The organism is Microbacterium sp. NPDC087589, from assembly GCF_044743635.1.
In the GTDB taxonomy this organism is placed as follows: Bacteria; Actinomycetota; Actinomycetes; order Actinomycetales; family Microbacteriaceae; genus Microbacterium.
Map to the genome: position 1 here is coordinate 812,264 of NZ_JBIUWV010000001.1, position 13,635 is coordinate 825,898.

Genomic DNA, 13,635 nt, shown 5'->3' on the forward strand with positions numbered 1-13,635 from the left:
CGGTCTGGGTCGGACGGACACGCGAATCACAGGTTCGCGAGGGGACGCAGTGCATCGGCGATCGTCCGGAGTGCCACCTCTAGGTGCTCGTCGAGGTGACCTTCATGGCGGCCGTGCTCTCGCACATTCCGGGATGCCGTTGTTCTGTGTTCCCGGCTGGGTTTCGGGGTCTGATCTGCGGTGGGAATGTCGGTGGTGGGTGGTGTGATGTGGGTATGACGGCACTGATGGACGCGACGGTGGAGCAGGTGGGCGCGCTGGGCGCGGTCGCTGAGATGCTCGTCGCGGTCGATCGGACGATCGGGTCGTTGCTGGCCGCCCGCGACGGTCTTCTCGCGCTCGGTTCGCGCATCGCTGTCGAAGCAGCAGAGCAGGCCGACGAACCGAGTGCTGATGGTGTCGATCTGGCGGTGCGGGCGGTGGCGGCCGAGTTCGGGGCGGCGCTGCGCATCAGCGACCGGACGGTGCAGAGGCGGATGCTCGACGCGGAACTCGTGGTGTCTCGGTTCCCCCGGGTGTGGCAGGCGCAGGGTGCCGGGCTGATCAGCGCCGCGCATGCTCGGGTGATCGTCGACGCCGCCATGCACCTCGACGATGCGGCCGACCGCGACGCGTACGCAGGGCAGATGGTCGATTTCGCGAAGACGGAGTCCCCTAATCGAGTGGGGCGGATGGCACGACGAGTCGCAGACCGGTTCCAGCGGCGCAGCATCGATGATCGTCACAAAGACGCGCGCCGCGAGCGCGGTGTGTGGGTCAAGAACCGCGCAGACGGCATGGCGCAACTGAGCATCTTCGGTCCGGCCGCTCTCGTGCACGGCGCGTTCGAGAGGGTCACGGCGATGGCAAAAGCCGCCTGTGCGGATTCGTCGAGCGCCCCCCGCGCCGCGTCGACTCATGGCTCGCGGACGCTCGGGCAGGCCAGCTGCGATGTCGCTCTTGACCTGCTCCTCACCGGCGCGCCCGCAGGACACGACACCGCCGACGGCATGCTCGCCTCGATCACCCCGACCGTGACTGTCACTGTCCCCGTGCTGTCGCTGATCGGTGCGAGCAGCGTCCCGGCCGAGCTGAACGGCTGCATCCCGATCGATATCGACACCGCACGTCTGCTCGCCGGCATGGCACCCGGGTGGGCCCGGATCCTCACTCACCCTCTCACCGGCGCGATGCTCGCCGTCGACCGCTACCGGCCGTCCGCCGCCCTCACACGGCACTTGAGAGCCCGCGATCAACGATGCCGGTTCCCGACCTGCGGGCATGCCTCCCGAGACGGCGATCTCGACCACACCCGCGACCATGCTCTCGGCGGCGCGACCACGGCCGACAACCTCGGCGTCCTGTGCCGCCGACACCACAGACTCAAACACCACAGCCCTTGGCACGTCGAGCACCTCGACGACGGCACCTTCGCATGGACGAGCCCCACCGGCAGGGTCTACATCGACAGAGCACCGCCGCAGAACACCACCACTGTCCCCGACGACGACTCCCCGCCGCCCTTCTGACCCTAGGGCGGAGGATGACGACGCGACCATGCCCGACATCACGCCGTCCTCTGTCCGCGGCGTCATAGTGTGGGGGCATGCCTCAGCGCCGATCGCACGTCGCCCCATCAGCCGCGCAGACCGAACTCGCCGCGGCGCTCGCGGCCCTGCGCGAGTCCCTCGACGCGCCCACAGACTTCCCCGCCGCGGTCGTCGCCGAAGCGGAGGCCACGAGAACGACGACCCCCGAGCTCGATCTGCGCGACATCCCCTTCGCGACACTCGATCCGCTCGGGTCGCGCGACCTCGACCAGGCCTTCCACCTCGAGCGGCGGGAATCCGGATACACCGTTCGCTACGCAATCGCCGATGTCCCCGGCTTCGTGACTCCCGGAGGGGAAGTAGACGCAGAGGCACGCGTCGAGGTCAGACGCTGTATGCGGCAGATGGCAGAATCCCTCTGCATCCGAAGGTGCTCAGCGAGGATCGCGCGTCGCTGCTGGCCGACGTGGACCGCCCCGCACTCGTCTGGACTTTCGCCCTCGATTCTGCGGGAGTCGTCGAAGAGTTCCGGCTCGAGCGGGCTCTGATCCGCTCGAGCGCCCAGCTCGACTACGCCAGCACACAGGCGGCGCTCGACCGAGGCGAGGGCGGTCCGGCCGCGCTGCTTTCGGAGATCGGTGCGCTGCGGATCGAGCAGGAGAAGATCCGCGGCGGCGCAAGCCTGAACCTCCCCGACGAGGAAGTGACCCGAGCCGCCGACGGCACATACGCGATCGAGCGTCGGCATCCGCTTCCCGTCGAGGAATGGAACGCGCAACTGTCCCTCATGACCGGCATGGCGGCGGCGTCACTGATGCTGGACGCCGGCATCGGCATCCTTCGAACCATGCCAGAGCCCGACGAAAAGGCATTCGACGCGTTCCGCCATCAGACCGAGGCTCTCGGGCGCCCGTGGACGACGGGCGCCTACGGCGACTACCTTCGCGAGCTGGATCGCGAGGACCCGATGACCCTCCCGATTCTCGAGGCTGCGGCATCGCTGTTCCGCGGCGCCGGCTACGTGGCCTTCGACGGGTCGGTGCCGCCCGACATCGAGCAGGCGGCCATCGCCGCACCCTACGCGCATGCCACGGCGCCGCTGCGCCGTCTCATAGATCGCTGGTCGCTCGAGATCTGCCTTGCCGTCTCCGAAGGACGCGAGGTACCGAGCTGGGTTCGCGAGTCTCTTCCGGATCTGCCCGCGCTGATGCAGGAGTCCGGTCAGCGTGCATCCCGGCTCGACTCCGCGACGATCAACTGCGTCGAGGCCGCGTTGATGACGCCGCTCGTGGGCGGGACGGTCGAGGCCACCGTGATCGAGATACGCGGCGAGCGCGCGACGGTCCAGATCGCTGATCCCGCCGTCACCGCCTCTGCCCCGATCCCCGCCGATACGATCCCCGGAGCCGTCGTGAGGCTCCAGGTCGTGCGCGCCGACATCGCCCGAGGCGAGATCGAGTTCAGCGCCTGAAGGCATAGGCTTCCGCTGAGCCAGGCACACGTGCTCGCCGCCGGACTCGGCGCCCGGCTCGGAGCAGCGACGCGCTGATCCCCGGAGGTGCACAGCCCGAAGGGTTACGCTGTGGACGTGGACCACTTCGCCGTCGCGGAACGATTCGTCGCCGCCCGCTACCCCCGGGCGGATATCGCCATCGTGGCGGGAAGCATGGCGCGTGGCGACCGCACGTCGACCAGCGACATCGACCTGCTGCTCCTCGGAGATGACCTCTTCGATGTCGACGGACAGACGAGTGAAGCCTCGACGCACGACTTCGACGGAGAGATCTTCGAAGTCTTCGCCTACACGTCGACGGGCTTCGACGAGTGGGCGGCACGAGGCATCGCGCAGCACCGCCCGGTGACGGTGCACATGCTCGTCGACGGCATCGCGATCCGAGATGATGGCCGGCTGGCATCGGCCCGACAGCACTGGCGGAGTGTGCTCGACGCGGGGCCGTCACTCAGCGCGAACGAGTCCGCGTTCCGCCGCTACGTCATCACGGATGTGCTCGACGATCTGGAGGACGCCACGGGCCCCGTCGAACAGCACGTGGAGGCATCCATCCTGTTCGAGCGGATCGCAGAGCTCATGCTGCTCACCGAGGGGCGGTGGATAGGGGCGGGCAAATGGCTGCCCCGACGCCTTCGAGAGCTGAGCGTCGACAGAGCCGACCGCTTGACCAACCCTCTGCTCGAGAACGACTACACGACCTTCGCAGCTCGCGTCTCCGCTGAGCTCGAGCGGGCCGGCGGCCGCGTGCAGGCCGGATTCGTTCGCTGAGCGGACTCAGACCGCGGGAACGGCCTTCGTGGTCATCACCAGCAGCTGGGGATCCGTCAGATCGAGCGCGACCGAGATCGAGACGAACTCGGAAAGAGACGCCACGTGCGTTCCGCCGCAGAGGATCTCGGCGTGGCCATCCGGCAGTTCGCAGTGCCAGCTGCGCCGATCCACGATGGTCGGGCCCTCGGCCACCACGCGGCTCATCGCACCGGAGGCGACCCACGCGGCCAGCTGGGTGTTGATCGCTGCCACCCGATCGTCGAGCGACGCCGCGAACGTCTCGGTGTCGAAACCTGCTCGGCGCAGGCTCTTGCCCAGACGGTACTCGTCGACGGCGCCGTCTTCATGGATGCGGCTGGACTGATTCGCTCTGACCTCGAAGTTCGGATTGCCCAGAGCATCCGCTCCCGGGTCCTTGCGCCACAGGTCGGCGAGAGCGATGTCGAGGGCCAACGACGCGAGGTGGCAGGCGGTGTGTCCCCGGCTGAAGCCAGCCCGCCGTGACGAGTCGACCGACAGCTCCACACGCGCGCCCTCGACCAACCAGGACGGCGCCTCACCCTCAATCGGGTGGGCGACGAGCCAGGTCCACCCTTCAGCACCACGCTTCACCGGGATGTCGGAGCCGACAGCGAACTCGCCCTCGTCGGAGATCGCCGCCATCACCGCCTCGGAGACGCGAACGACGGATTCGTCGCGCGCAATCTCACCGCGGTCGCCCGGCTGATCCGGCCACGTGTGATCGACGGGGTGAAACGGCGTCGCGTCCACGACGACGACGGTGCCCGCCGCGCCGGACTGGATACGACTGACGGTGCTCGAACCTGCGACGCCGCCGACGGGAAAGGATACGACAGTGGACGAGGGCATAGAGCTCCTTGAGACGGACCGACGCGCGGCGGTCAGGCCGTGACGACCTGCGCGGTGCCGAGCGGCGCCTCAGGTCCCATCTCGGCCGCGATGCGGTTGGCCTCTTCGATCAGCGTCGCGACGATGTCTGCTTCGGGCACGGTCTTGACGACCTCACCCTTGACGAAGATCTGTCCCTTGCCGTTGCCCGAGGCGACTCCGAGGTCGGCTTCGCGCGCCTCGCCCGGACCGTTCACGACACAGCCCATGACGGCGACACGCAGCGGAACGGTCATGTCCTTGAGTCCCTCGGTCACGTTCTCGGCGAGCGAGTAGACGTCGACCTGGGCGCGTCCGCATGACGGGCACGACACGATCTCGAGCTTGCGCTCCCGAAGGTTCAGGGACTGCAGGATCTGGTGTCCCACCTTGACCTCTTCGGCCGGCGGCGCTGACAGCGAGACGCGGATGGTGTCACCGATGCCCTCACCGAGCAGGATGCCGAAAGCAGTGGCGCTCTTGATCGTCCCCTGGAACGCGGGTCCGGCCTCGGTCACTCCGAGGTGCAGCGGCCAGTCGCCCCGTTCGGCGAGCTGGCGGTAGGCCTTCACCATGACGATGGGGTCGTTGTGCTTGACCGAGATCTTGAAGTCGTGGAAGTCGTGCTCCTCGAACAGCGAGGCCTCCCACACAGCACTCTCGACGAGAGCCTCAGCGGTCGCCTTGCCGTACTTGGTCAGAATGCGGCGGTCGAGCGAGCCGGCGTTGACGCCGATGCGCAGCGAGACGCCTGCGGCCTTCGCGGCCTCGGCGATCTTGCCGACGTTGCCGTCGAACTCGCGGATGTTGCCCGGGTTCACACGCACAGCGCCGCACCCCGCGTCGATCGCGGTGTAGATGTAGCGGGGCTGGAAGTGGATGTCGGCGATCACGGGGATCTGGCTCTTCATGGCGATGATCTTCAGCGCGTCGGCGTCGTCCTGATGAGGGACGGCGACACGGACGATCTCGCATCCGGATGCGGTGAGCTCCGCGATCTGCTGGAGAGTCGCGTTGATGTCCGTCGTCTTCGTCGTCGTCATGGACTGGACGGTGACGGGGGCGTCGCCGCCGACGAGCACCTTGCCGACCTTGATCTGGCGAGACTTGCGGCGCGGGGCGAGGACTTCGGGGATCTTCGGCATCCCAAGATTCACTGCTGGCACAACCCCCAGCCTACGCCGCCTGGATGCACGCAGGCTGGATGTCGCACGGCGAGGATGCGCGTCATACGGCCTGGGCGGCGGCGCGCGGTGTGATAGTTTTCAGCCCATGCTCGCGAACTTCACCTGGTGGCCCGCCTCCTAGGCGGTGTGTTCGCGTTCCCACGAATCCAGACCGCCTCCGGGGCGGTCTTTTCGTTGAGCCGAGCCGGAGCCATGCACAGGAGACACCGATGACCCTCTCACGTCTTGCCGAGCTCACCGCAGATCCCACGGCATCCTTCGTGCTGATCGCGCGCGACGGCGCAGACACCGTCGAGCTGCTCACCGGCGAGGTCGTCGATGTCGACCTGCTCGCCGACATCCCCCTCACGATCGACGGAACCCCGCGCGAGATCTTCACCATGGTGCCCTACCGCCAGGTGCGGGAGCGTGGCTTCGTCGCTCAGGACGACGGGGCGCCCCTGCGCTGCATCGTGGTCGATGAGCACCTGCATATCGCTACACCCGCGCTGCTCGCGGCGCTTCCCTCGGACAACGTGCCGCTGCGCGACGGTGGCTTCGACATCCCGGACGAGGAGTACGCCACGATCGTCGAGACCGTGATCGCCGACGAGATCGGACGCGGCGAGGGCGCGAATTTCGTGATCCGCCGCGACTTCACCGCCGAGATCGACGTCGACGATCGCACCGCAGCCCTGACCTGGTTCCGCGCGCTGCTCACGCACGAGCGCGGTGCCTACTGGACTTTCGCGGTCGTCACGCCCGGACACATCGCGGTCGGCGCGAGCCCCGAGGCGCACGTCGTCGCACGCGGCGGCATCGTCACCATGAACCCCATCTCGGGCACGTTCCGCCACCCCGCGGGTGGAGCCACGAAAGAGACGCTGGTGGACTTCCTCTCTTCGACCAAGGAGACGGAAGAGCTCTTCATGGTGGTCGACGAGGAGCTCAAGATGATGAGCGCCGTCTGCTCCGACGGAGGACGCATCACCGGCCCCCATCTGAAGGAGATGTCGCGCCTCACCCACACCGAGTACATGCTCCGTGGCCGCAGCGCGCTGGATCCCCGCGACATCCTCCGCGAGACGATGTTCGCGCCGACCGTGACCGGCTCGCCGATGCAGAACGCGTGCGCCGTGATCCGCCGTCATGAGAAGAAGCCGCGCGGTTACTATTCCGGCGTCGCCGCCCTGTTCACTCCGAACGACGCCGGTGGGCACGACCTCGACGCGCCGATCCTGATCCGCACCGTGTATCTGCAGAACGGCTCGCTCAGCGTGCCGGTGGGCGCGACGCTCGTGCGGCACTCCGACCCGCACGGCGAGGTGTCGGAGACCCACGGCAAGGCCGCCGGCGTGCTCGGAGCGATCGGCGCGATCGATCGCGACAGCGTCGCCGAGGCCCGCGATGATGCCGACGCTCCGGGAGAACGGCAGCCCCTCGCCCACGACCCCGCCGTCGCGGAGCTTCTCTCCTCGCGCAATGCACGCCTGGCGGACTTCTGGCTGAACCCGCAGGGCGACGATCTGACCGGGCCCTTCGCCGGCCGATCGGCGATCGTCGTCGACGCGGAAGACCGCTTCACCACCATGCTCGCCCACCAGCTGCGCCACCTCGGGCTGGATGTCACGATCCGCGCCTGGAACGACGTCGATGATGCGGAGCTCGACGCGTCCGACCTCGTCGTCGCCGGCCCAGGACCCGGCGATCCCCGCGACGTCGAGAGCGACCGCATCACCAGGTTGCGCGACGTCGTGTCCCGACGTGTGGACGCCAGGTCGCCGCTGCTCGCGGTGTGCTTGAGCCACCAGATCCTCAGCGATCGTCTCGGCATCGCGCTGACCCCCCTCGCCGCACCGCATCAGGGGTTGCAGAAGTCGGTTCCCGTGTTCGGCGAGGACGCCTCGATCGGCTTCTACAACACATTCACGGCGCGGGTGATGCCCGGCACGACGTCGACGGGAACGGTCGACGTGTCGGCCGACCCCGAATCAGGCGACGTCTACGCGCTTCGCGGCGAGCGCTTCGCCTCGGTGCAGGGCCATCTGGAGTCGATCCTGTCGCGCGACGGCATCCGCACTCTCGAGCGCCTGGTCTCGCACGCGCTCACGTGATCTGAGAGCGGATGCCGGAGCGCCCCAGCCCTCGAAGGCAGCCGCGCCCCGACGGTGGCTCAGCCGCCGAAGATGTTCACCGGGTTGAAGACATCGGCGAGCAGCAGCACGGCACCCATCACGATGAGCAGCGCGGCGACGACCACGGTCAGCGGCACGAGCCTGGTGGCATCGACGGGCGGAGGCGGCGGCCGACGGAACAGCTTCGCCCAGGCGCGGCGGATGCCGTCCCACAGCGCGACGACCACGTGACCTCCGTCGAGCGGCAGCAGCGGAATCAGGTTGAACACGAACAGCGCGACATTGAGGGATCCGAGAAGCCCGAGGAGCACGGAGAAGCGGTTGAGGATCGGAGCATCGATCGCCGCGACCTCACCCGCGATGCGCCCGACGCCGACGACGCTCAGCGGACCGTTCGGGTCGCGCTCAGACCCGGTGACCAGGGAGACACCGGTGTCCCAGATCCGAACCGGAAGGGTGAGGATCATCGACCCCACGCGCGCGACGGTGTCGGCCGCCATCTGGGGTCCTGCCGACAGCGGCTGCGGGACGAAGCCCATCTGCGCCGCCATCCCGACATAGCCGACGTCCTTGACGACGGGTTGCCCATCCTCCCCGATGACCGGCTGCCCGCTCGCATCCGTGATGGTGCGCTCAGCCTCGATCGGCGTGATGCTCAGTGTCTTCTCGGCGCCGTCTCGAAGGACGACCAGTTCCAGGGTCTGGCCTGGAGCGGCCTGCACGATGGCGGTCGCCTGTGCGAAGGTCGAGACGGGCTGATCGTCGACGGACACCAGCACGTCGCCTGGTCGGATGCCTGCCTCGGCAGCCGGCGTCGCCGGGTCATCGGGCTCGCACTCGGTCGCCGTCGATCCGGCGGGCAGAACGCACTGATTCACCGAGGCGATCGTCGTGGTTCCCTGCTGCACACCGATTCCGGACACCAGGACGGTGAAGATCACGATCGCGAGGATCAGGTTCATCAGCGGTCCGCCGAGCATCACGATGACGCGCTTCCACACGGGCAGGCGATAGAAGACGCGGTCTTCGGAACCCTCCGCGATCGTCTCGTCGTTCGCCGATCGTGCGTCCTGCACGAGAGCGCGGAAGACGCCCTTCGCCGGGCCGGATGCGGCGGAGGCCGGGTACATTCCCGACATCGAGATGAATCCGCCGAGCGGCAGCAGCTTGAACCCGTACTCGGTCTCGCCGATGCGCTTGGACCAGAGCCTCGGACCGAAGCCGATCATGTACTGGCCGACGCGCACGCCGAACAGCTTCGCCGGCAGGAGGTGTCCGACCTCGTGCAGACCGATCGACAGGCCGAGGCCGATCAGCATGAACACGATGCCACCCAGATAGAGCAGTGCTTCCACTCCCCCAAGCTAGTGCTCGCCGCCTAGGAATCAGCCCCATGTGGTGCACAGGTCGATGGCGAGACACGGTTAGGCTTGTGGCGTGACCTCCCGCCAGCTGCGACTTCTGCGTGCAGCCGCGGCATCCGGTGCGGCCACGCTCGTCGCCGCCGCATCGCACACCACTGCGGGCGGAGCCGCCCCGCATCCGCTTCTTGTGCTCGCCGTCGCGACGCTCCTCGTGCCGCTGGCGGCGCTGCTCATCGGCGCCCGGGCATCCCGCGCCCGTGTCGCTCTGACGGTGCTGGTCAGCCAGGCGCTCTTCCACCTCGTGTTCCAGCTGCTCGGGACCCCCACCGGCGCGACGGCGATCGCGGGACACGAGCACCACCTCGACCTCGCCGCTCTGGGCCCCGTGGTCGCCGCGACCGCTCCTGATGCCCTCATGCTCGCCGGTCACGTCTTCGCAGCGATCATCACCATTGCCCTGGTGTGTCACGGCGAGTCGTCGGTGCGGGCGATCGCCGGTTGGGTGCAGGCACGCCTGCGGCACACGGTCACGGTGTTCCGACCGGTCCACGAACGCCCCGCCTTCCCCGTGTGCGCGATCCGAGTGCCGATCGAGAGCGACTTCTCGGTGTCGGTATCGCGCCGCGGTCCTCCTGCACACGCCTGATCACGCATCGCCTCACCGAGGCGTTTCCACCTTCCCGCGGATGTCGCGCATACCGACGCGCCCGCAGATCAGCACACAGGAGTATCACCATGCGTTCCACCACCACCAGCACCACCCGCCGCAACGTCACCGCAGGACTCGTCGGGGGCGCGATCCTCGCGCTCGCCATCCCTGCGATGGCGAGCGCACACGTCAGCGTCAGCCCGGACGAGCTGATCGCCGGAGACCACGGCGTGCTGACCTTCTCGTTCGCCCACGGCTGTGAGAACTCGCCGACCACCTCGCTGAAGGTGACGATGCCCGAGGGCCTCGCCTCCGTCGCACCCACCATGGACAGCGACTGGACGATCGACATCGAGAAAGGGGATGACGGGCTCGTCAGCGCCGTGACCTACACCGCCCTCGAGCCGGTGCCCAACGAGCTGCGCGGCGCGGTCAGCATGGCTGTCGGGCTCGACGAAGACGCGCCCGACTCGCTCGCATTCCCGGTCATCCAGACATGCGTCGAAGGCAGCACGGAGTGGACGGAGCTCGCCGAGGAAGGCGAAGACCCCCACAGCCTCGACGCGCCGGCTCCAGTGGTCCAGGTCGCGGCAGCCGCTGACGGACACGGAGAGCACGACTCCGCGGACGAAGCAGGAGACGCGGACACCGCCGATTCGGAAGCCGCCGACGAGACGGACTCCTCGAACGAGCTCGGTACGGCGCTGGGCGCGGGTGGCCTCGTCGCCGGAATCGTCGCGCTCGTCGTCTCCGTACTGGCGTATCGCCGCAAGGCGTGACCCCCTGGCACGTCTCCTCGGCTCGACGCAGCCGAGGAGACGTGCCGCACCCGGTCATCGCGTCGCGGGCGTGAGATCATGGATGCGACATGTCGATTGAACAACAACCGAGCCTGCCTCCCGTGCTCCGCCCCGCGAACCCGCCCCGGCGTGAGCTGTCCGAACTCGCCTCTCGATTCGCTCGAGCCGTCCGCGGCGAGGTGACCGGAGTCACCCTGTCCGGCATCACGCTCGCCACCGCTGATCTGCGCCCCGGCGAGGCCTTCGTCGCGATCCGGGGCGTGAACCGCCACGGAGCCGAATTCGCGGCCACGGCCGCCGAGAAGGGCGCCGTCGCGATCATCACCGACGATGACGGCGCAGACATCGCGCAGCCTGCCGGACTCCCCGTGATCATCGTGGACGACCCCCGTGCCGTGCTCGGCGCTCTGAGCGCGTGGGTCTACGGCACGGGTGCGGGCGAGCCGCTCCCCCTGCTGTTCGCCACCACGGGGACCAACGGCAAGACGAGCGTCTCGCACCTGCTCGAGGGCATCCTCGACCAGCTCGGCGTCGTCACCGGACTCTCGTCGACGGCCGAGCGCCACATCGCCGGTGAGGTCATCGTCTCGAGACTGACGACCCCGGAAGCCTCCGAGATGCACGCACTGCTCGCGCTGATGCGCGAGCGCGATGTCGAAGCCGTGGCCGTCGAGGTCAGTGCTCAGGCGCTCTCTCGGCATCGCGTCGACGGCATCCGCTTCGACGTCGCCGGCTTCACCAACCTCAGCCACGACCACCTCGACGACTACGCCGACATGGAGGAGTACTTCGAGGCCAAGCTGCCGCTCTTCCGCCCCGACCGCGCGACGCGCGGTGTGGTCTGCCTCGACTCCGCCAACGGGGCGATCGTGGTGCAGCGAGCCGAGATCCCCGTGGTCACCGTCGGCACCCCGTCGATCGCCACAGATCCGGACGCCGCGGCTCGCGCCGACTGGGTCGTCGTGATCGACGATGAGCGCGCATCCGGAACCACCTTCACCATGACCGGCCCGGCAGGAACCCTGACCACGACGGTTCCGGTCATCGGTCCGCACATGGCCGCGAACGCGGCGCTGGCGATCGTGATGCTGCTCGAGGGCGGCTACGCGTGGGACCGCATCGCCTCGGCGCTCGACCGTGACGGCGGCATTCTCGCGCACCTCCCGGGTCGCACCCAGCTCGTCTCCGGAGACACCGGCCCCGTCGTCTTCGTCGACTTCGGGCACTCTCCCGACGCGTTCGAGAAGACCCTCGCCGCGGTCCGCCGCGTCACCCCGGGCAAGGTGCTGATGCTCTTCGGCGCCGACGGCGATCGCGATGCCAGCAAGCGGTACGACATGGCACGCACCGCGGTCGAGGGCAGCGACATCCTCGTCGTGACAGACCACCACCCTCGTTTCGAAGACCCGGACTCCATCAGGGCCGCTCTCGTCGCCGGCGCACGCGCAGCGCGGCCCGACGCCCAGATCCACGAGTACTCACCTCCGGAGGCGGCCATCGTCGCCGCGGTCGGATTGGTCGGAGACGGCGACTCGATCCTGTGGGCAGGACCTGGGCATCAGGACTATCGCGACATCCGCGGCGTGCGCACACCCTATTCGGCGCGTGAGCTGGCGAGACGGGCGCTGCGCGCGGCCGGATGGCCCGTGCCCGACTCGCACTGGCCTGTGCCCTACCCCGACGAGGACTGACCTCGGCGAGTGGCCGCAGCGATCCGCTGCGGCCACTCCCGCATCAGGCCCGCGCGATCAGCTGATCAGCCTTGCGCCGCGCCCACTCCTCGGCGTCGGCGAGCGACTCGACCGTCAGCGACTCCGGGGGCTCGTGTGCGTCGACCACCCGTGAGATCGTGTCGACGATGCCGAGGAACGGCAAGCGTCCCTCATGGAAGGCATCCACCGCCTGCTCGTTGGCCGCATTGTAGACCGCGGGGAAGGTCGCGCCCGCTCGGCCGACGAGCTTGGCGAGATCGACAGCCGGGAAGGCGACGTCGTCGAGCGGCTCGAAGTTCCACGACGTCGCCTGAGTCCAGTCGAGAGGGCGACCGACCCCGCCGACGCGGCTCGGCCAGTCGAGCCCCAGCGAGATCGGAAGACGCATGTCGGGCGGGGATGCCTGGGCGATCGTCGAACCGTCGACGAACTCGACCATCGAGTGCACGATCGACTGCGGGTGCACGACGACGTCGATGTCTTCGTAGGCGACGTCGAACAGCAGGTGCGCCTCGATCACCTCGAGACCCTTGTTGACGAGTGTCGCCGAGTTCGTCGTGACCATCCGACCCATGTCCCATGTCGGGTGCGCGAGCGCTTCCTGCGGCGTGACCTCGAGCATCTGCTCGCGCGAACGCCCACGGAAAGGCCCACCGGATGCCGTCACGACGAGGCGTCGCACCTCTGCGTGAGTTCCGCTTCGCAGCGCCTGCGCGAGCGCGGAGTGCTCAGAGTCGACGGGGACGATCTGGTCTGGGGCGGCGGCTGCGAGAACCAGCTCTCCGCCGACGATGAGGGATTCCTTGTTCGCGAGAGCGAGGGTTCGGCCGGCTTTCAGCGCGGCGAGGGTGGAACCGAGTCCGATCGATCCGGTGATCGCGTTGAGCACCACGTCGGCGTCGACATCGCGCACCAGTTGCTCGGCCTCGGCCGCGCCCAGTGCGGTGCTGTCGACGCGGAAGCTCTCCGCCTGCTCCGCGAGCATCTCCGCGTTCGACCCGGCGGCGAGGCCGACGAGCTCGAAACGACGAGGATTGGCGCGGATGACGTCGAGCGCCTGCGTGCCGATGGAACCGGTGGAGCCGAGGACGATGATGCGACGCATGCC

General features: G+C 68.4%; 11 protein-coding genes and 1 pseudogene. 8 read left to right on the forward strand and 4 right to left on the reverse strand.

The genetic code is table 11. The features are described from left to right. Positions 1-215: 215 nt before the first annotated feature. The 4 genes and pseudogenes from ACIOU8_RS04090 (at position 216) to ACIOU8_RS04105 (ending at position 3,810) form a co-directional block, all read left to right on the forward strand. Complete coding sequence (locus tag ACIOU8_RS04090; protein ID WP_400786078.1) at positions 216-1,508, forward strand: DUF222 domain-containing protein; 1,293 nt, start codon at positions 216-218, stop codon at positions 1,506-1,508. Between the two features lie 77 nt (positions 1,509-1,585). Then, a pseudogene (locus ACIOU8_RS04095) lies at positions 1,586-2,586 on the forward strand (RNB domain-containing ribonuclease); the annotation flags it as partial. A 219-nt stretch (positions 2,587-2,805) separates the two neighbouring features. Further along, positions 2,806-3,000: a hypothetical protein gene (locus tag ACIOU8_RS04100; protein WP_400786879.1), complete on the forward strand. Its 195-nt coding sequence runs from the start codon at positions 2,806-2,808 to the stop codon at positions 2,998-3,000. A 117-nt stretch (positions 3,001-3,117) separates the two neighbouring features. After that, complete coding sequence (locus ACIOU8_RS04105; RefSeq protein ID WP_400786080.1) at positions 3,118-3,810, forward strand: nucleotidyltransferase domain-containing protein; 693 nt, start codon at positions 3,118-3,120, stop codon at positions 3,808-3,810. A 6-nt stretch (positions 3,811-3,816) separates the two neighbouring features. Here ACIOU8_RS04105 and ACIOU8_RS04110 read toward each other — a convergent pair whose 3' ends face one another. Both ACIOU8_RS04110 and ispG read right to left on the reverse strand, forming a co-directional pair. After that, the gene (locus tag ACIOU8_RS04110; RefSeq protein WP_400786083.1) at positions 3,817-4,683 is read right to left on the reverse strand and encodes a hypothetical protein; all 867 of its coding nucleotides are present in this window, start codon (positions 4,681-4,683) and stop codon (positions 3,817-3,819) included. Positions 4,684-4,715: 32 nt separating this feature from the next. Continuing rightward, positions 4,716-5,846 (reverse strand): flavodoxin-dependent (E)-4-hydroxy-3-methylbut-2-enyl-diphosphate synthase, encoded by a 1,131-nt coding sequence (gene ispG, locus ACIOU8_RS04115; protein WP_400786086.1) that lies wholly within the window; start codon positions 5,844-5,846, stop codon positions 4,716-4,718. A gap of 251 nt (positions 5,847-6,097) precedes the next feature. On the opposite strand from ispG, the gene ACIOU8_RS04120 reads away from it, so the two are divergent. Beyond that, the gene (locus tag ACIOU8_RS04120) at positions 6,098-7,981 is read left to right on the forward strand and encodes a chorismate-binding protein (RefSeq protein ID WP_400786089.1); all 1,884 of its coding nucleotides are present in this window, start codon (positions 6,098-6,100) and stop codon (positions 7,979-7,981) included. A 59-nt stretch (positions 7,982-8,040) separates the two neighbouring features. Here ACIOU8_RS04120 and ACIOU8_RS04125 read toward each other — a convergent pair whose 3' ends face one another. Beyond that, on the reverse strand, positions 8,041-9,357 hold the full coding sequence (locus tag ACIOU8_RS04125) for a M50 family metallopeptidase (protein ID WP_400786091.1): 1,317 nt from the start codon (positions 9,355-9,357) through the stop codon (positions 8,041-8,043). A gap of 82 nt (positions 9,358-9,439) precedes the next feature. Here ACIOU8_RS04125 and ACIOU8_RS04130 point away from each other — a divergent pair, with 82 nt between their 5' ends. The 3 genes from ACIOU8_RS04130 to ACIOU8_RS04140 all read left to right on the forward strand — a co-directional run bounded on the left by ACIOU8_RS04130 (position 9,440) and on the right by ACIOU8_RS04140 (position 12,506). Then, complete coding sequence (locus ACIOU8_RS04130) at positions 9,440-10,012, forward strand: hypothetical protein (protein WP_400786093.1); 573 nt, start codon at positions 9,440-9,442, stop codon at positions 10,010-10,012. A gap of 89 nt (positions 10,013-10,101) precedes the next feature. Further along, positions 10,102-10,794: a YcnI family protein gene (locus ACIOU8_RS04135; RefSeq protein ID WP_400786095.1), complete on the forward strand. Its 693-nt coding sequence runs from the start codon at positions 10,102-10,104 to the stop codon at positions 10,792-10,794. 89 nt (positions 10,795-10,883) lie between these two features. Beyond that, positions 10,884-12,506: a Mur ligase family protein gene (locus ACIOU8_RS04140; RefSeq protein ID WP_400786097.1), complete on the forward strand. Its 1,623-nt coding sequence runs from the start codon at positions 10,884-10,886 to the stop codon at positions 12,504-12,506. 43 nt (positions 12,507-12,549) lie between these two features. Here ACIOU8_RS04140 and dxr read toward each other — a convergent pair whose 3' ends face one another. Continuing rightward, on the reverse strand, positions 12,550-13,632 hold the full coding sequence (gene dxr / locus ACIOU8_RS04145) for a 1-deoxy-D-xylulose-5-phosphate reductoisomerase (protein ID WP_400786099.1): 1,083 nt from the start codon (positions 13,630-13,632) through the stop codon (positions 12,550-12,552). Between the last annotated feature and the right edge of the window lie 3 nt (positions 13,633-13,635).